The organism is Pseudomonas sp. Irchel s3h14, from assembly GCF_900187425.1.
In the GTDB taxonomy this organism is placed as follows: Bacteria; Pseudomonadota; Gammaproteobacteria; order Pseudomonadales; family Pseudomonadaceae; genus Aquipseudomonas.
Window position 1 is genome coordinate 63,482 of sequence record NZ_FYDJ01000016.1, and the last position, 19,365, is coordinate 82,846.

The following is a 19,365-nucleotide window of genomic DNA, read 5'->3' on the forward strand; positions in this document are numbered from 1 at the left end:
CTTCCAGAATTTTGCGTCTGCTGATTCCTGTTTCAGGTATCGGTTTACGCCGCTGCACTGCACGAGGAACAAGGGATGTTCGCGCCGGCCAATCAAACTCACTTTGCCCTGACCATCGAAGGTCTTTCCAACGACTTCCAGGTTCTTTCCCTGCAAGGTCGGGAAGCCATCAGCCAGCCTTTTGTGTTTGAGGTGGAGCTGGTCAGTGAACAGCCGTCCCTGGACCTCGAGACCCTGCTGCACAAACCGGCCTTTTTGCAGCTCTCGCCCGACGGCAGCGGCATTCATGGCCAGATCTACCGCGCCGCCCAAGGTGATTCCGGCAAACGCCTGACCCGCTACGCGGTGACCCTGCGCCCGCAACTGTCTTACTTGGCGCACCGCATCAACCAACGCATCTTCCAGAACCTTAACGTGCCGAAAATCATCGGCAGCGTCCTCGAAGAGCACGGCATCCAAAGCAACGCCTATGAATTCAAAGTCGGGGCGATTTATCCCGAGCGCATTTACTGCGTTCAGTACGATGAATCGGACCTGCAGTTCATCCAGCGTCTGTGCGAGGAAGAAGGTATCCACTACCACTTCCAGCACAGCGCCACGGCCCACAAGCTGGTATTCGGCGATGACCAGACGGTGTTCCCGAAACTCGCGCCCGTGGCCTACCAGCAAGACTCTGGCATGGTCGCCAACGACCCGGTGATCAAGCGCTTCGACCTGCGCCTGGAAACCCGCACCAGCCGCACCACCCGCCGCGACTACGACTTCGAAAAACCGCGCCTGACCCTGGAAAGCGAGAACCGGGGCGACGCCCTGCCCGACCTCGAAGACTACGACTACCCCGGTCGCTTCATCGACCGCGAACGCGGCAAGCACCTGGCCAAACGCGCCCTCGAACGTCACCGCAGCGACTTCCAGCTCGCCGAGGGCAAAAGCGATCAGCCGTTGCTGGTTAGCGGCCACTTCCTGGCCCTGACCCAACACCCGAAAGCCAAATGGAACGACCTGTGGCTGCTCACCGAAATCCTCCACGAAGGCAAACAGCCACAAGTGCTGGAAGAGTCGGTCACCAGCGACACCACCAACCTGAAAGACGATTTCCACCAGGGCTACCGCAACCGCTTCCAGGCCACCCCATGGGACGTGCCGAACCGCCCGCCGCTGACGCAAAAGAAACCGCGCATCCTCGGCAGCCAAAGCGCCGTGGTCACCGGGCCCAAGGGTGAAGAGATCCACTGCGACCAATACGGTCGCGTCAAAGTGCAATTCCACTGGGACCGCGAAGGCCAGGCCGACGACAAGACCAGCTGCTGGCTGCGCGTCTCCTCCGCCTGGGCCGGCGCCCACTACGGCGGCATCGCCATCCCGCGCATCGGCATGGAAGTGCTCGTCACCTTCCTCGAGGGCGACCCCGACCAACCGCTAATCAGCGGTTGCCTGTACCACAAGGAAAACGTCGTCCCATACGCCCTGCCGGCGAACAAAACCCGCAGCACCTTCAAAACCCTGAGCTCCCCCGGTGGCGGCGGTTACAACGAACTGCGCATCGAAGACAAAAAGGGCCAGGAGCAAATCTTCCTGCACGCCCAGCGCGACTGGGACGAAAACGTCGAGCACGACCAGAAAATCCGCGTCGGCAACGAACGCCACGACACCGTCGAGCAAAACAGCTACAGCGAATTCAAGGCCGAAGAACACCACACCGTCTACGCCGACCGTAAAGTCGAAACCCGCGCCAACGACCATCTCACCGTGGGCGTCAACCAGCACATCAAAGTCGGCACTGGCCAGTTCATCGAAGCCGGCCAGGAAATCCACCTGAGCAGCGGCATGAAAGTCGTTCTCGAAGCCGGCAGCGAACTGACCCTCAAGGGCGGTGGCAGCTTCATCAAGATTGACGGCAGCGGCGTCACCCTGAGCGGCCCGGTGATCAACATGAACTCCGGCGGCGGGCCGGGTAGTGGGACGGGGGCGGCGCCATTGTTGCCGGGGCCGTTGAAGCAGGCGGATGCGGATAAGGCCGGCCAATTGTTGGTGCCCGCTCAGCGGCAAGCGTTGATGCAGAAGAAGCCAATCTGCGCGATCTGCGAGAAGGCCAAACTGGAGGCGCAAAATGCTTAAGTCCGAGTGGCCGCTGGAAAATGGGTTGCCTCAAGGCCTGCCGTGGAGTGGCACCGTCGGTTTGCTACTGGATGGTGTCAGCGTCGAGAAACTGCCCCAGCACCTTTATCAATGGTCGGATAATCCGGTTTTCGAGCCACTCTACCTCGGCACCCCGTGGGCTGAATTGGGCGACGTTTCGCCGTGCCTTGTCCAGATAAACACCCAGAACAATCCCATTCTCGCGAAGTTTCTGGCTGAGCCCCGCCAGGAGTGGGGCTACCTGGTGTTCAGCGATCAACCCTGGGCACAAATGGTCGAGCACTTCCGCTGGCTGACCAGCGTCATGCACCCTCAGGGTGAAGAAGTCCTGCTGCGCGTCGCCGACCCTGCCGTGGCCCACGCATTGCTCAGCCACGCCGAGAGCATCAAGGACCCTACCCTGTTCGGCCCGTGCTCGCAGATCGTCACCGCCGACGCGGCTCTGGGCTGCTGGCACATCAACCAGCGACCGGGCAAAGCTCCCGAGCCCAGCCACAGCAAACGCTACCGCTTGAGCGACGAACAACTCAGCCAACTGGATGAAGTGAATTTCCGCAGCATCGTCCTGCGCCTCGACCAACACATGCACGAATACTTTCCGTCCTATCAGGCACAATCGATGCCGTTGCAGCGCTGGGAACACCTGCATGCATTGGCCTTGACCTCGTATGATCGAGGCTTCAACACCGAACTCGACATCACCCTCTACGCCAACATTCACGGGTTTCTCGGTGAGCGAGCGCTGGAAGAACATCCGGACCTGGATGCGATACTTAAAACGCCATCGGAACAAACGCCCGCGCAGCGACTCGAACAGGTCGCTGATATTGCCCAGGAACGGGCTGAAACCCTGCTAAGGAGCCAAGGATGACAACGCCCACATCGACCGGCAAAAGCCCGAACAACGTTGCAAAAAGCCGGGACGACGGCAAGTGTGCCTTGGGCGGCTGCTCGCTGATGAAGGCCAAAATCCAGCTCATCCCTCTCCGTTACGGCCTGGTCGAACGCCTCGACCCATCCAGCGCACTGGCGATGCCGTACAAAACCACTTCCCGCCCACTGGGCATTCGCTTGATCCGCGACGGCTGGCTCTACGTCATCGTCGACAAGAAACCTCAAGCCGTCATGCACGAATACCGAATCCAGAACGGCATCGTGACCCAACTGCTGTGGGAAAAAGGCGAAATCACCGCCAACAAACGCGAAAGCAACGTGGGCGAAGCCGTGCTGGTCTTCCCGCGTTTGAGCAAACTCTACGTCAACTACTCCGAAGTGCAATGGACCGCCGCCAAATGCGCGCAGGTCATCAAACACAAGTCCGAGCGTGAATACTTCATGCAGGCAGTGGACCTGACCAAGACTGATCCGGAGAAAGGCGCGGCTAATCTGTTGACGCCAAGTCAGGCGGAAAAATGGATTGCGGAGGTTGCGGAGCAGCCGAGTAAAGGGCCGGCGGTTACGGGAGCCAAGCCTGAGGAAAGCCAGGACTATCTCTGGGAGCAAGCGTCGCACTTCAAGAAAACTCAGTTGGGCGCGCTCAAAAAGCAAGTCAAGGCAGAAAATGAGCGTGACCATCTGTACTTGGTCTTACAGGATGACTTGGGCGTGCTGCGCGATCTCGCCGAGCATCAGGATTTGGTCACTGGCTGGATCAGTAACTGGAGTGACGCTGAAGCCAATCAAAAGAAGTATGTGTTTGGTTGCTACATCGAATCGTTGTACACCGTAACCGGCGAAACCATACTGAATGCCGCCCAAGGCGACCCTCGTTTTGCCAAACTCAAGGACGAAACAAGCGAGGACCAGCGGCAATCGATCGTCGATTACGTCAACGTTAAAAATCAAACCCAATATTCCGGTGCCGGTACGCATCGTGGGGCTATTGCAGCTTCAAAGTCGCGTATGCGTACGAGTCTTGGACCTTTGCATTCCAAGTACGAAGACCTGATCGAGACCATCGAAGACAACGCGGATGACGCGCTCGACGGCGCGAAAATGGGACAACAGGGCATTAACGATCTGATCGATCGGCCCGCAATGGAAGCTTTTCTGAAACAGCAACGCGCCCAACTCAGTCGTTGGAACAAACGTCTAGATCTGATCAGTGACGATCGCGCGAATCTGATCAGTGAAGAACGCTTCCAACGCTCAGCCTGGTATTTCGACCCCAAATTTGGCGATCAACTCGACACAACTCTCGCTACTGAATATGCCTGTATGAGAGACATTTGCCGGACAGATAAAGCGACTGAAAAGCTTGCCGATCTGATGGAAAAACAGCCGGGTTTTACCGTACCAACCTTCTTCACATTGAGCTTGACTGATCAGAAGGACATGCACGCCAAGGTCACATCTTTCATCAAGTCCCTGCGCGATACCTATATGGTCAAGGACGACTATCAGGGTGCCCAGGCACTCAGCGGAAAATTTGGCAATTTGCTCACTCAGAATCTCGCAGCAGCAATGCAATTGAGTGAAAACGGCATTGTGCTCGGTCAGTTGCGCGACACGGCGTATGAGCCGGCAAAGCAATTGCGCCTTGCAGGAGCGCTGGATGAGGCCATGCAAGCGCTACGCAGTGGCCAGCCGCTAGATCCAGCAAAAGTATTGCGCCGAATTCCTGGCTCGGCCTGGATAGATGTTCTGCGTGCCTTTGGTAAGGGGGGTATTACGTTGGAGTTTGCCTCTGCAAATCAAATTGCCGCGTTCAAAGCTGATATGGCCAAACTGACAGATCTGCGCCAGCAAATGACTTCGCTGAAAAAACAGATTCGGCAAACCCTGGCTGATGAACGTAAAGGCCGGTCACCAAAAGGCGGTTACAAAACCTTGGTATCTCGCCGCAAAGCCATTCAACAAACTGTCGCTCCACTTGAAGGGCGGGTAGCTCAGGCCATGAGTCCTGTTGGTGATGGGCCGGGTAAGGCTGCCTTCAAAATCAAAGGGCTTAACAATGCACAGGTGCTTGAGTTTGAGCGGATGGCCGATGACTATCGGCTCAAGCGACCGTATAAAGGTTTGACTGGAGAAGTTTTCAAATCAGTGGGTGGCGATGTGTTTGCTTCGGCCGCATTTGTCATGCAAACGATAAATTTCTACCAAGTATTTATCGAAGTACGTTCTAAATTAGTGTGGGATAGCGCAGATACCCTATCTTTCTTTAACGCCCTCTTTTCTACGGTTGGAGGCGGTTTGGCTGCTGCACAGGGCATTGCCATAACAAGTCTTTCAGTAGCTATCAAAAATTACACAAGCGCCGCCGGCAAAATTAAATTGGCCGCTAAGCTAGGAAAAATCACCGGGGCATTGAGCCCATTTGCCTACATATTCAGTGCAGTTGCCGCAGGAACAGGTATGTATGGTGAAAAAGGATCGGCTGCCAAATGGACAGAGGCGTTACGTTCAGGGAATGGTGCCAAGTTGACAGGCGCCAGCATGACATTAGCAGGAGACTCTGGACAACTTGCGCTCAATGGATGGGCCTTCGCCAGGAGTGGCCAATCCATTTATGAGGCGTTTACCACCGTAAATCAGGCACGTGCGCTGGTTTGGGTCAAAGCGGGTGGCCAACTGTTGAGCATTGCTGCCAAAGCAAATTTGATTGGCCTGGTGCTTACCGGCCTGCAATTGGGCGGAGAATGGCTGTATAACCGAAACAACAAAACAGATTTGGATACTTGGTTGCAAAAAGGCCCTTGGGGTACGCAGAGCGCCAACCGCAGTCTGACTGAGGAGCGCCTGCTGCTTGCCGACATAACGGCATCACCGCAGGTTGCGTTGCAGACTATAAACAACAAGGCTATGGCGGTACTGCGCATACCAGGAATCACTGCTCGTGAACTAAATGATGTAGAGTTTGGCGTGAGCGCTTACTGGCTGACAAACCACCAACGAAATGATTGGGAGGCATGGAGCGAGCCGCTGCTTTATCAATTCAACTTGCTCAGTGCTCCGGATGAACCGCTTAAGTTAGGCATGGACATTTTCCAACATGAAGCCAACGCCCAACATGGTTTGGCTATCGTCCTACGCTATCACCCCGTTGCTGGCGATAAATCCTTCCGAGAGAAACGCTTCGAAACTACGACGTTGAACGCGCAAAATGGCAAGCTATTTTCGGCTGTCTCTGTTTTAAAGTCGCGCAAAACCGATGCCCCGTGGCTATTGGTCAACAGCGACTTCCTGTAGGTGCCCGACTCACCACTTTTCGGTTGAATTACATGTCATCCAAATCAACAAATAACGACGAACTTCATCTCAAGCATCAGCGCCCCGTCGCTGGTGAATCTCGACGTTTTACTACTGGTGAAGCAGTGTTTTTCTCGCCACTACCCGTCCCTACCGGCCAGATCCCAATGGATTTGGGGGGAAGCTTTCTTGATATCAACGACACTTACCTAGACGTAGGTAGCAGTAACGTCAATAAGGCATTCCAAACCAGGGTTATGATCGCAAGCAGCATGCTCATACTGATTGTGAGTTTAATAATCGGCCCCTTCATCGCCGGGCTAATGAGTTTTGGTGATCCCTATGGCAGAACATTTACACATATTTTCATAGAGTTTTTCCCCACTGGTGCTGCAATCGGAGCTTGGGGAGCAGCAGGAGCCACAGCTCTGGGACTCTATGTTGTCATCAGCACTACTCTAGCCAAAGTCCGTACCCGCCCGATACGCTTCAATAGGCAACGTCGCGAAGTCTGTTTTTTTGCTAATGGGTCTGACGAGCCGGTCATCCAACCTTGGGAAGAAATGGTGTCCTGGCTTTCTGTCAGTACTGGTGTAACTGGGGTCGGCGTCATGAGTACTTATACCTTTGGCATGGCATTTGATGACCCTAAAACTGATACCGTTCATTTTGTGAACCAGGGAGTAATGACTCCAGTTCATGGTTTGGGTAAATGGGAGGCGATACGTGTTTACATGGAAAGAGGGCCACAACACTGCCCCGGTAAAGCACCGTACGAAGGCCGCCATACATTTGATAAAGAGCACGGAGATATGCTTGAGGAGTACCAACACAACGAGCGCTCCGCGTTAGGTGTTGGCTGGTGGTATTTCACTCATGTAATCACTTTATGGCGCTTTCCGTACTGGGTTGCTGAATGGGACCATCGTTTCAGCATGAAATCTCTACCTGATTCCATTGCTGAGTGGTCAAAATCTCTACCGACTGAGCAGTGGGCCAAGCCGAGCCAAGCGTTGAAAGAGCAAAGCGCCAAGATCGAAAAGGCTTTTGCTCAGGGACAAGATTTCATGACGTACTTCAAGGCGAACCTAAATGAAATCAAGACAGAAGAATCGATAAATAATTGAATGGAAACGATGAGCCGCGTCCTTGATGCATAAATGTAATCGACTACCTCATGCCGGAGATGCACTTTATGGTTATCCTGCATGACACCTACCTCTCCGCAGTACGACGAGCTCGATATTCGACAGCAGCGCCCCGTCGCTGGGGAAACTCGTCGCTTCCCCACAGGCGAAGCATTGTTCCTTTCACCTCTACCTGTTCCTACCGGGCAAATCCCAATGGATCTCGGCGGAAGTTTTGTTGAAGTCAACGACACCTATCTGGACTTGGGTAGCAGCAATCTCACCAAGTCTTTCCAAGCACGATTAGCTGTATCACTCCCTACAGTCGTAGTTATCGTTTGTCTATTTGTTCTCCCAACCTTGATGGGCTTCGCAGCATTCATAAATCCATTCGGCAGAAAATTTTTGTTTTACTTCAACGATTTTTTTGAGTTTGGAATATCACTAGCGCTCTGGTGTGGAGGGGGAGCAGCGCTGATTGGCCTGTACGCGATTATCAGCACCACAAGAAGCAAAGCCCGCGCCCGACCCATCCGATTTAACCGTCAACGCCGAGAGGTCTGTTACTTCCCGAAGGGCTCCGACGAACCCGTGATCCAGCCTTGGGAAGACACGGTTGCGTGGATCTCAGTCAGCACCGGATTCACCGGAGTAGGCGTAATCAGTAGCTACACCTTTGGCATGGCCATAGATAATCCCAAGGCCGATACGGTGCACTTTCTTACACAGGAGGTCGTGACTCCTGTTCATGGACTAGGCAAATGGGAAGCCATACGTGCCTACATGGAAAAAGGACCGGAGTTTTGCCCTGGTAAAGCACCATACGAGGGTCGCCACACTTTCGATCAAGAACGACAGGACATGCACGAGGAATACCAGCACAACGAACGTTCCGCTTTAGGAGTTGGTTGGTGGTACCTGACACACCTGATCACTTGGTGGCGTTTTCCGTACTGGGTAGCGGAATGGGACCACCGTTTCAGCATGAAATCTCTACCTGAATCCATTGCTGAGTGGTCCAAACCTTTTCCTTCGGAACAATGGGCCAAACCAAGCGCCGCTCTGAAAGAGCAAAGCATGAAGATCGAAAAAGCCTTTACTCAAGGACAGGATTTCATGACGTACTTTAAGGCCAACCTAAACGAAACCAAGGCAGAAGAATCAACAAATGATTGAATGGAACTGATCAGCCGTGTCCACGATACATGAATACAGTCGACTACCCCGTGCGGGAGACTTTGTGGAAAAAGGGGGAAAGGGGACGGAAAAAAGGGGAGTGATTTATTTTTTTGTCGGAAGTGATCACGTTTCGAGCGCAAAAAGCAGATGCACCTTAGGTCATAGTATCAAGCGACATTTTAAGCCTTCCGGAAACCGCTGCCACCACTGGTAAAACTTGATGTTCTCCAAGAGAAAACACGGTGATCTCGACATAAATAGCCAGCGTCCAAAAGCTGGAGCCACGAGGGTAATGCCCACAGGAGACGCACTTTTTCTTTCGCCACTGCCAGTCCCCACAGGTCAATTGCCGGTGGATTTAGGCGGAAAATTTATCGAAGTCAATGACACCTATCTTGACATCGGAACCAGTAATTCCGGAAAAGCGTTTCAAGCGCGGATCATGATAGCCAACACCATGTTCATTGCGTTTTTCTTTTTTATATTTGCGCCGTTTATAGCGGGTACAACAGCGTGGGGAAACCCCTACGGAGTGACCTTCTGGTCTAGAGCAGAAGTCATATTTGATTATGTTTTTTATCTAGCACTTGGATTAACGGGAATCACCGCTTTAATTGCGATTTACGTAGTAGCAGGCACGACCCTTAAAAAATCCAAAACAAGGCCCGCTCGGTTTAATCGTCAACGACGTGAAGTTTGCTACTTTCCTGAAAGATCAGACACACCGACAATTCGCCCTTGGGAAGAAACAATAGCTTGGCTATCAGCAGGAACAGGCACAACCGGGGTTGGAGTCCTTAAAACCTTTACCCTTGGAATCGCCATAGAAGATAAAGCCAATGGAATAGCCTACTACCTTAACGATACTGTTCCGTCTCCGTTTCATGGGCTAGGACAGTGGGAGGCCATACGAAGCTACATGGAAAATGGCGTTGAGCATTGCCCGGCAAAAGCAGTCCATGAAGGCCTACATACTTTCGAAAAAGAACGCGCCGGCATGCAAGAAGAAGTCAATGCTGGGGAAAGAAGTTTAATTGGAAAATATTGGTGGGTGCTCACACACATTGTTTCTTGGTGGAAGATCCCGTACTGGATAGCAGAGCGGGATCATAAATACAGTATGAAGGCTATGCCGGAAAGTATTACTGAATGGTCTACGCCGCTGCCAGCCGAACATTGGTCGAAACCTAGTTTAGAACTAAAAGAACAAAGTTTGAAAATTCAAAAAGCTTTCTCCAACGGACAAGACTTCATGTCGTACTTCAAAGCAAACGTTTCAATGTGAAATTTACAGAACCAAAATAGGGGACAGATTTATTTTCCACGCAATCACGAAAATAAATCTGTCCCCTTTTGGAAGTCACTATCTTGCCGGAGAAGTAACAGTGCTAACCGATCTAGAGGCGCGCGTAGCGCTCAAAGAACTGATTGAAAAATACCTCAAGGGAAGAGATCCCGATTACGACCGTCTGATCGAAATTGTTCAGGATCCTTCGCGGCAAGTTCCAATCAGAGGAGTGCTTGAGGACATTAGACGGTACAACAAGGTCCAGTACACGCAGCAGGAGCTTGAGCTGATCGACGACCTTTTGTACATGTATGGGTGAGTCGCTTACACGCTCGCGACCGTGCTGATCCTTACGGCGCCAACTTTCTGTGGTTACTACCTGGTCAGGCTCCAAAATAGGCAAAATAGGGGACAGATTTATTTTCCACGCAATCACGAAAATAAATCTGTCCCCTTTTGGTTGAGAAGCAGTACACCCTTACGGACATAGCCAACACCCAGATGCGCCTGTAGATAGGGAACTCTTTAAGAAAGAAGTCCCACAATATTGGAAAGACCGAGCAGCAGAGACCGCGAAATGATCCCGAATGAGCTGATCCAACTTATTGAAAAGCAACCTGGTGATATCCATCGGACAGATAAACGCTCCGTTACCGAAGCACTAACAGCACTGAATATAAGTTTAGATAGTGAACTATCAGAGTTTTTTTTAAATTACACGATAACTTTTTTCAGAAGTAACTCTTCGGATGAAGAGCTATGTGACATCGCCGCCCCAAGCAATGAGATAGAAGTTATCACCAACTTTATTCATGAGGTATGGGAGCTACCAGAAAATTTCATTTGCCTCACAAGTGTTCAAGGTGAAGGGTGCTATCTATATGACAAAAATAGCGGGGAGGTTTTAGATTTTAGCCTTGCTAACCGAGATGATTTTTTAGCTGGAAAACAGCAGCTAAAATGGAGCGGCTTCTTTGAGTTTCTTACTTGGTACTTATCTTAAAAATAAAACCAGCCGGAGCAACTTTATATAGGGCAATGAGTCTGGGTGTCGGGCTCATGTGTCGCTGGCGAGTAGTCACTAGCCGCGGGGTTGACCAAGTTGAAGTGTAAAGACATTACTCTGCAGCTAATCCCGGAGTTGCCATCCACAAGTGTCAGCTAGGGGGCGCGCGGGTTAGAAACAAAGGGGACAGATTTATTTTCCACGCAATCACGAAATTAAATTTGTTCCCTTTCGGTTCCTTTTGGTTCTCTCCAGCCACTGCCCCAGAGAAACGTTGGTGCCCCCTATTGGTCCTTCAACCAGCGCTTTCACCCCGGACAGGAGTCCACCACATGCCTTACCCCGATCTGCAAAACGCTGTTCAACGTGCCGGGTTCACCATCACTGATTACTCGGATCAACGAGCCTACTTCGGCTGTTGGTCGCTAACCGTCGAAGGTCATGGGCACACCTATTTAATCGTCAACGAAGGTCGAGACGGTTGGCTGATGTTTTATCGCGCAGACGCGGCGGGGACAATGACTGAGTTAGACAAGAAAGAATCGGCCTGGATGGATGACGCCGACAAGGCAACCCAATGCCTGATCTGGCTTTCTGACAGCCGCCCTGCCCCACAGCCTCACAAAGTCCGCGGTTACTACGTGATTGCGGAAAAGGATCTTGTACCGCTGCAGCCCCATAGTTCTGATTGGCCAAAGTTGATCGGCTACTGCTACGACGATGCTTATTTCTTGCTTTTTGAAGGCAAGGGTCATGGTCTGGGTGGGACAGCAATACCGGTTAGCGAAGCGAAAAGACCTGAGTGGCTTGCGATATTCACGGCGCTGGATGTGGAGTGGTTTCTGGATTTTCTGGAAACGTCACGGTTCACGTCTGAAGAGGCATTTGTCCTAACGTTGAGCGCAAAAGTTGGCTCGCTCAGCGTGTGTCGATATTAAGTGAGGACAGTCAGTGGAAAAACATTCAGTCAGAAAACAAAGGGGAGCTTTGACGAGGCGGTCGAAAACAAATGGTGAACCGAATGAAAAAGATAAAATTTTCTGATGTTCTTTCTGATACTGCGAACCTAGATTGGGAAGACGCACTTTATTTACCAAAAAGTAAGAAAGAATGGGGTCTGAATTGCGAAGCGATTATCGAAAATCCGGATAATTTCGAAGATTATGATGTGGATGACAATCCAGTAGACATGTCAAAAATCAATTACAGGTTTGTGTTACTTTGCGACGACCTATCATCCATCATTAAAGACCTACGAGAGCAGAACGCCTCGTATGATTTGGATATGGCTTACAAAGCATTTATTTTCTACTTCGAGAATGACAGCTTTATTAAATTGAATGCTTAAGCCAGAACGGTCGATTGCTTGGTGTCTCTTGCCCATCGTTTTGGGCAGTGCATTAGAAAAAAGTGGTTCCCCTTTTGGCTGGGAGCATTAACGATGAAATACAATAAAACTATCAAGCTTACTGACCTAATCGATGTTTTAAAAATACAGAAAAAAACCTTACCTATTGCGTTTATGGCAAAGGACCATCGAACCAAGCTACCCTGGAAACCGACTGTGTGATTGATGAATACTCGGAGATCACCGATGACGACGAAGAGATTTTTCCAGAGAGCATTACTCAAAACAATTTCGAGTTTTGGTTTACCGATGAGCTTTTGGAAGATGTTACGTTCAACGCACTGAAGAAAAAAATATCTGCTACAAATGAAGAAATACTAAAAGCCATAAAATATTATAATGAGCGCGACAGTTTTATGGACCTATAAAAACAGCATGAACGACGCGCCACTCCTCAAAAAACTTAAAAAAGGGGACAGCCATTACTTTCTCCGACTGGAGAAAAGAGGCCTGAAGCGCTGTAGTTAAATATGCCTAGAAATGGAGGACTTATTTTTAAACTTAAACAACTCCCCCGTTTAGCTTTGAGACAGCCATAAATAGTGAGCGGAGCTCCTTTGAAGATGATATTCAACGACACAAAAACAAATACAGATGAGCGTTTCACGATTGGTATCGAAGAGTCATCAGGAAAATCTTACGTTTCAATACCCGTAAGCAATCGCATGGTGGACTATGATGAGTACTATCAGATAGATAGAGCTTCTTATGATTTGTACCTAACCGACCTAACTGCCGCGCTGGAGTTCGTTAAACGCTGCAGAAATCGTGAGTTAGACGAGTTACTATTTTGCAAACCGGGGTCAGATCGTGGTGTGGCCACATAAAAGCCTGAAAATATAGATGGTTTACACTTAGCGGCTTGGGATATTCACGATTAGGACACCATGTGAACAAACACAGGATCACCCTTTCAAACGGCTGGATAGCGGAATTTGAAAACCAAGGCGAATTCAGAATGTCAGCCGAAGGCTGGAATCTGGTTTTGCAAGGACCGGATCAGAGCAGCATCCAATACTTCAAAGACAAGATCGTCGTCGTGAATGACGACGACGGCTCTCAGGCTAAATCGTGTATCCGCCTTTCAAGCGACGGCGTTTACGGTTATTTGACCACGGGACTGGATCACGGCTGGGTGATTGACTTTGCGCGAGGCATGATCGCTCCACATCGGGTAACGATCTCTCACCGCCACGACGGTTACGATGAAAGCATTTCGATGTACGAACAACCTGCCTTCAAACGCGCGCGCCAGTATATAAGCGTGACAGGCAAGCATATTTATCTGACGTTCCCATTCGCCAAGGATGAGGATTTCCCCAAGGTCTGGGAGGAATACCTGCTAATTCGGAGACGACAACTGGATGAGCTTTATTTCCGAAACTGAACCGTCAATATTGTTGCAATACTGCCGCTGCAATCTCAGCGAGCAGTTTTGACAGACCGAACACGATCAAGGCATGCAACTACCGCTTTGCGGTTCCGTTGATTCAAGAGCTTCACCATGAAAATTTTTCCACCCGACGCCCCCAAAAAAACGGGCGATCTAACGATCATCCGTTTTTTTATGCACTTCAAGTCAGCAACCTTTCCTCAACCTCATACTTAACCACCACCCGATTCTTATAAAGCCGCTCACTCTTCAACACCTGACTCTCCTGCCCCTTGCTCCTGACCTCCCGCCATATCTCGTTCTCCCGAAAAACTCGTCCACCGTCTCGCACAAACCGATGCCCAAGTTGATAAACGTGATACCGAAACTCTCTCGCCTGATCGCACAACAACTCCCCTTCCAACTGTTGCTCGGCGACATTGAGCTTCAATTGAAAATAACGATCGGTTGGGTTATGCAGCACCAGGTCAATGTAGTTGTAAAAGATCGCGGCCCCGGAGCCGAATGGCAGTACCCGCCCTTCGTCAGGAAAGGGATCGAAGCTGTGGTTCGACCGCTCAACCACGACCAATGGCGAGTGAATCGCCATCCAGTGAATCAGGTTGCTCAGTTGGCAGATCCCGCCGCCGATGCCGCTGCGGGCTTCACCAAATGACAGCTCCATGCCTTCGACATAACCGCGTTTGCGGGTGGGTCGACCCACGAGGCGGCAGAATGAAAAATACTCGCCAGGGCCGATGACGACGCCATTCATCGAAGCGACGGCCAGTTTCAGGTTGATGACTTTGTTGTGTTGCAGAGCAAGATCGGAGTTGCCGAGTTTGCGGATCAGTTTGGAGGTGTGCTTGAGGTAGCGAAATGGCAATCGGGAGACGGTGTTCAGCGAAACAGTGTATTGCTTGCGGGAGAAGTGCCAGGCCAGTTGGCGGAACAGTCTTTTTTGCCACACGCGGAGCCAGTAGAGCACCGGGTGGTAGAGGGAGAGTGGTTTCATCCGTGTCAGAACGGCGGCAGCCGTTTTCTTCCTTGAGCTGCAAAATGCCACGAATCTTAACGTATTGCTTCAGGTGTGTATCGCACGTCGATAAGGTGTTCGCCCAGTGTAATGGCCTGGCAATCCATGCACCGGTAAAGAGCCCTGACACTGGGCGAACGGGAAGTATTTTAATTGAAGTTCTCGAATATGTCCGCGTATATGAACATGAAATTTATCGAAACAACTATCGATTAAATGTCGGCCCAAATACTATTTTACAGATCAGCAAACTCACCAGTTAGACCATTAAAACTGATTGTTCTTATACAGAAAAGATGTACAAGAACAATCAACATATAGAGCTAATACTCAACTTCAGTGCTTGCTGGTCACTGTCAATATGTCGGTATAGGTGACAACGACACTCTGTCCAACTTTCAGGTCTTTCAATTTCGCTTGAACTTCTGGTCTTACGACGTCAACAGTCTTGGACTGGCCGGCGGGGTTTTCGAAGGTTACCTGGTTTTTCTTCACGTCGATTTTGGTGATTTTCAGTTGGACCTGCACCTGACGGTAGGCTTCGCCGCCCGGGTTGTCGCTGCCGGGGGCTGCGCGGACTTCGCCAGTGCGTTCGACGGTGCCTGGCAGGCCTTTGTCGACATCGGTGTCGAGGTAGGCGGCGACAGAGCTGGTAACCGTGACGTCGACTTGGTCGCCGACTTTCAAGTTGCCGAGGTTTTTGGCCTTGTCGGTCAATTGCACATGGACCTGACGACCTTCCGGCCCCTCCAGTACGACCTGATGTTTGGCAGCATCGACCGAGACAACTTTGGTGGTGACCTGATCCGCCTCAACAACGGCAGACAGCGGAATGTCCGCAGCCATGGCGCTTAGGCTGGCGGCAGACAACAAGGTAGCGAGGGTGATGGCTTTAGTCAGTGCGTGAAGTTTCATAAGCGGTACATTCCCTGTGAATTGGAGGCAGCAAAGAGCGCTGAACCACCGTCCAGCGCCCTCTGTGCAGATGAGCATAGACGCTGATCCGGGAGTGTTCGCAGTTTCTTGGAGAACTCCTCAAGCCTCGGGATCGTCAACCTCTTGGGCGACGGGCCATCGCTCTGCCGGGAGTTCCGACTTAATACCCGGTCATTTCCAGATAACCCTGCCCACCATGGCTGCCGCTCAATTGCACCGGCCCTTCCCAATAGGGAATGCGCAAAGCCATCCACGCATTGGGGTTGAGCGCGTTGATCGTGATGTCGAGGTGTTTGTCGGGGATTTTGATCGACCAGCGCACCGGCATCGAACGTCCGGCGACGTTGGCGGTGTCTTGCGGTGTGAGGCTGATGTCGGCGGCGTGCAATAGCTGCGTTTGGCCCTCAGCGTCGATCCAGGTGCCGGTGAGGTAAGGCGCGCCGTCCTTCTGTCGCATGCGGTAGAGCATCACCTGCTCGCCGCTGTCCAGGTGCAGGGAAAACCAGTCCCAGCCCGTCTGGTTGGCGGTCAGGGGCTGGCTGCTCCATTCGCGGTCGAGCCAGGCCGGGCCGTTGACTTGATACGTTTTGCCATCGATTTCCAGCGTGCCATTGGCCCGAAAAAACGGCTGACTGTAGTAATACGACGCCTGCCCTTGTTCGGATTTCTGACTGAAGCCTTTGTCGCCCTGAAGCACCAAGGGACGTGTGGAGGTCAGCCGCAGTTGATAGCCAAAATCCTTGTCCCGGGCGCTGAGTTGAAGCTCCGCCATAGGGTCGGAGCCCTGACTGCTGAAACGCCAATCATCGATCCACGCGTTGAACGGCGCCAGGCTCACGCCAGCCTGACCAACGCCCCCACGGGCGTAACGCTCGGCGGCGTGATGCACTGTCGCCGAGGTCACCGCCGCGTGGCCAAGCCAGATGATTTGATTACCCCAGCCTGCCACTTCGGGCGTCGCTTTCAAGGCGCTGCGAAACAATGTCCACTGCGCGCCGAACTCGCGCCCCTGATCGTCCTTGAGGTTGGCGGTGACGTACCACCATTCGATGCGAAAACCGTCATGAGGACCGTGATCCGCCGGAAAGCTGAACACTCGACCGGGCACCACCGGCGTAAACGCGGCGGCCTGATGACCCAGCCCCGCGAAGCCTTTTTCAACAGGCGCCGAGTTATCGCACCCGCTCAATAACGCCAATAGCAACACGCCGACCTTAATCTTCATGAGCAAACGTCCTCAGCAGATCCGCCGGTTGCGTGCGGTACAGCGAGTACAGCGGCCACGCCGACGCCAACAAAGTCGCCAACAGCGCCAACCCCATCAACTGCAACAGCTGCAGCGGAAACACCCGCAGCGGCAAGCGCCAGCCGAAGGCCTGGACGTTGATCACCGTGTCCAGGCACCACGCCAGCGCGATCCCCAACGGCAACGCCAGCACCAGGGTCAGCACTGCCAGCAACCAGGTCTGCCCGAGATTGAGCAGCATCAGTTGCCGACGAGTCACGCCAAGCGCCCACAGGGGGGCGAGTTGCCCGAGGCGACTCTGACTTTGCGTCAACAGACTGATGAACAGCGCCACGCCCGCGACACAGAGGGTCAGGCTGTTGAGCGCGGCGGTCGCGGCAAAGGTGCGTTCGAACACTTGCGTGGACCAACCCTTGAGCCGGGCCTGGTCAACGATGCGGCTGTCCTCCAGCGTGAAGCGCGTTTGCAGCGAGGTCTGGAAGGCAGGGATCAACGTCGGGTCGATGCGCAGGTTGAAACGGCTGGGGGTCAGCTGCGGCCAGCCGCGCAGCAGATGGTTGACGTTGACCAGAATGTGCCCCTTGGGATTGCCGTAATCGGCGTAGATGCCGACGATCCGTGGCGACCATGTGCCGTTCGGTGTGGAAATCGTCAGGTGATCGCCAAGGCGCACCTTCAGCCGACGGGCCAGTTGTTCGCTGAGCATCAGTGCGTCGTCCTTGGCCAGTCGGTCCCAAGGGTTGTCGCCCAAGGCTTCCAGCAACGGCCAATGCTGGCGATACGTCGGGTGATCGATCACGCCGAAGACGTCCGCTGGCCAGCCTTGCAACTGGATCGACACTTGCCAGTTGGGCAGCACCGCCGTGAGCCCAGGTTGCTGCTTGAGCCAGGTTTGCAGCTCTCTGGCCTGGGCCGGATTTCGCGGGTTAACGTACAGTTCGGCAGTCAGGCGTTGTTCGAGCCAATCGCTGAAGGTCTGACGAAAACCGGCCGTCATGCTGCCCGCTCCAATGTTCGCCGCCAGTGCCAACAACAGCGCCATCAACGCCAGACTCAGCGCCGGCAGTTGCTGACGGCAGTCGGCGAGAAACCATTGGCCGAGCACCGAACGACTGCGATGCAGCACCCGATTCAACACCCAGTTGAGCACCACCGGCAACGCCAGCGCAGCGCCGATCAACAGTGCCCCCATCAACACGAAGCCACTGCTCAGGCTGTCGCCAAAGATCAACGCCAGCAGCGCGATCACCGCAGCAATCGCGGCGACCCAACCCTGGCGCCGCAACCAGCGCGCGTGAGCCTGATGCCAGGCTTGCGGGTCGGCCAGGGCCAGCAAAGGCAGGCGCGCGGCCCGCAACAAACTGTTGGCCCCCGCCAACAACGCGCCCAAAAGACTCAGGCCGACGCCGCTGAGCCACCACCACGGACTGAGGCTCAACTGCCCCGCCACTTCGGCGCCGTACAACCCGCGCAGGCTGGCGGCGACGTCCGGCAACAGCACGCTGGCCAGCAGGTAGCCGCTGGCGACGCCGACCAGTCCGCCGATCAACGCCAGACCACCCAGTTCAACCGCCAGACAGGCAATCAACATCCGTGCACTGACGCCGCAGGCGCGCAGGGTTCTGAGCAAGCCACGGCGTTGCTCCAGCGCCAGGCCGATCGCGGCGTGGACGATGAACAGGCCGACCACGAATGACAGAAAACCCAGCGCATCGAGGTTCAAGTGAAAGCTTTCGGTCAGACGCGACAAATTGTTCTCTTCGCCGCTGGTTTTGAGCTGCAGTTGCCCCTTGAATTGCTCAGGCAAGGTCGCGGTGAAATCCTTCGGCAGCAGCAGGCGTGACAGCTGATCCGGCAGGCCGAGAATCTGCTGGGCGAAGCCGATATCCACCAACAACACACCGGGGGCCATATCGGATTGGGCATGCAGCGGCGGCAATGCCTGACCACTCAAAGTCAGCGGACGCTCGCCCTCGTGCAGACCCAGTGCCTGCAACGTCTGCGGCGAGATCCAGGTACTGCCCGGCGGGCTGAAAAACTCGACAATCTGCTCAATCGCCAACGCCTGCCCGGCCACCGAGGAACCGGCGGGCAGCGACACCGGCTCGATCCCCATCAGCTGCAAGCGCTGGTCTTCATGACCCTTGAGCGTCACCCGACCTTGCAGGACCGGCGACACCGGCCAACCCGCACGGCGCAGGTCGACAAACACGTGCTGGGAGAAGGTCGCACCACTGGGCGCGCTGAGGCTGGCCTGGGGTTCGCCGCCGATCAACTGACTGGCCCGGGCATAGCTTTCACGCGCCTGGCTGTTCAGCGCCTGCACGCCGGTCAGCAGGCTGGTGGCGAGCCAGAGGCCGGTCAGCACACTGAAAAACTGCACCGGATGCTGCCGCCAATGACTGAGCAGCGCCCGCAGCGTCTCGCGAAAGACCCGCAC

General features: G+C 53.4%; 16 protein-coding genes. 12 read left to right on the top strand and 4 right to left on the bottom strand.

From position 1 onward, the window contains the following. Positions 1-75: 75 nt before the first annotated feature. The 12 genes from tssI to CKW16_RS24210 all read left to right on the top strand — a co-directional run bounded on the left by tssI (position 76) and on the right by CKW16_RS24210 (position 13,722). Positions 76-2,118: a type VI secretion system tip protein TssI/VgrG gene (gene tssI / locus CKW16_RS24150; protein WP_095131288.1), complete on the top strand. Its 2,043-nt coding sequence runs from the start codon at positions 76-78 to the stop codon at positions 2,116-2,118. After that, entirely contained in the window at positions 2,111-3,010 is a 900-nt protein-coding gene (locus CKW16_RS24155) for a DUF4123 domain-containing protein (protein WP_095131290.1), read from the top strand. The genes tssI and CKW16_RS24155 overlap by 8 nt, the downstream gene beginning before the upstream one ends. Continuing rightward, positions 3,007-6,327 (top strand): toxin VasX, encoded by a 3,321-nt coding sequence (locus CKW16_RS24160; protein ID WP_095131292.1) that lies wholly within the window; start codon positions 3,007-3,009, stop codon positions 6,325-6,327. The genes CKW16_RS24155 and CKW16_RS24160 overlap by 4 nt, the downstream gene beginning before the upstream one ends. A gap of 32 nt (positions 6,328-6,359) precedes the next feature. Continuing rightward, positions 6,360-7,454, top strand: a complete 1,095-nt coding sequence (locus tag CKW16_RS24165; RefSeq protein ID WP_371918051.1) for a DUF6708 domain-containing protein — start codon at positions 6,360-6,362, stop codon at positions 7,452-7,454. Positions 7,455-7,535: 81 nt separating this feature from the next. Next, the gene (locus CKW16_RS24170; protein ID WP_371918052.1) at positions 7,536-8,630 is read left to right on the top strand and encodes a DUF6708 domain-containing protein; all 1,095 of its coding nucleotides are present in this window, start codon (positions 7,536-7,538) and stop codon (positions 8,628-8,630) included. Between the two features lie 223 nt (positions 8,631-8,853). Further along, positions 8,854-9,918 (top strand): hypothetical protein, encoded by a 1,065-nt coding sequence (locus CKW16_RS24175; protein WP_095131296.1) that lies wholly within the window; start codon positions 8,854-8,856, stop codon positions 9,916-9,918. Between the two features lie 100 nt (positions 9,919-10,018). Further along, entirely contained in the window at positions 10,019-10,240 is a 222-nt protein-coding gene (locus CKW16_RS24180; protein ID WP_095131298.1) for a hypothetical protein, read from the top strand. Between the two features lie 258 nt (positions 10,241-10,498). Further along, positions 10,499-10,924 carry a hypothetical protein gene (locus CKW16_RS24185; RefSeq protein ID WP_095131300.1) on the top strand — a complete coding sequence of 142 codons (426 nt, stop codon included), beginning with the start codon at positions 10,499-10,501 and terminating at the stop codon, positions 10,922-10,924. A gap of 335 nt (positions 10,925-11,259) precedes the next feature. Continuing rightward, positions 11,260-11,865, top strand: a complete 606-nt coding sequence (locus tag CKW16_RS24190; RefSeq protein WP_095131302.1) for a hypothetical protein — start codon at positions 11,260-11,262, stop codon at positions 11,863-11,865. A gap of 83 nt (positions 11,866-11,948) precedes the next feature. Continuing rightward, the gene (locus CKW16_RS24195; RefSeq protein WP_256580539.1) at positions 11,949-12,275 is read left to right on the top strand and encodes a hypothetical protein; all 327 of its coding nucleotides are present in this window, start codon (positions 11,949-11,951) and stop codon (positions 12,273-12,275) included. 218 nt (positions 12,276-12,493) lie between these two features. Beyond that, positions 12,494-12,703, top strand: coding sequence for a hypothetical protein (locus tag CKW16_RS32700; protein ID WP_256580540.1), 210 nt, complete (start codon positions 12,494-12,496; stop codon positions 12,701-12,703). A gap of 521 nt (positions 12,704-13,224) precedes the next feature. Continuing rightward, entirely contained in the window at positions 13,225-13,722 is a 498-nt protein-coding gene (locus tag CKW16_RS24210) for a hypothetical protein (protein WP_095131308.1), read from the top strand. 187 nt (positions 13,723-13,909) lie between these two features. Here the strand turns inward: CKW16_RS24210 and CKW16_RS24215 are convergent, their stop codons facing one another. From CKW16_RS24215 to CKW16_RS24230, 4 genes are all read right to left on the bottom strand, one after another. Beyond that, on the bottom strand, positions 13,910-14,722 hold the full coding sequence (locus CKW16_RS24215; RefSeq protein WP_095131310.1) for a VanW family protein: 813 nt from the start codon (positions 14,720-14,722) through the stop codon (positions 13,910-13,912). A 357-nt stretch (positions 14,723-15,079) separates the two neighbouring features. Continuing rightward, positions 15,080-15,658, bottom strand: coding sequence for a hypothetical protein (locus CKW16_RS24220; protein WP_095131324.1), 579 nt, complete (start codon positions 15,656-15,658; stop codon positions 15,080-15,082). 181 nt (positions 15,659-15,839) lie between these two features. Further along, entirely contained in the window at positions 15,840-16,904 is a 1,065-nt protein-coding gene (locus CKW16_RS24225; protein ID WP_095131326.1) for a lipocalin-like domain-containing protein, read from the bottom strand. Next, positions 16,894-19,365: an FtsX-like permease family protein gene (locus CKW16_RS24230; RefSeq protein ID WP_095131328.1), complete on the bottom strand. Its 2,472-nt coding sequence runs from the start codon at positions 19,363-19,365 to the stop codon at positions 16,894-16,896. Before CKW16_RS24230 ends, CKW16_RS24225 begins: the two co-directional genes overlap by 11 nt.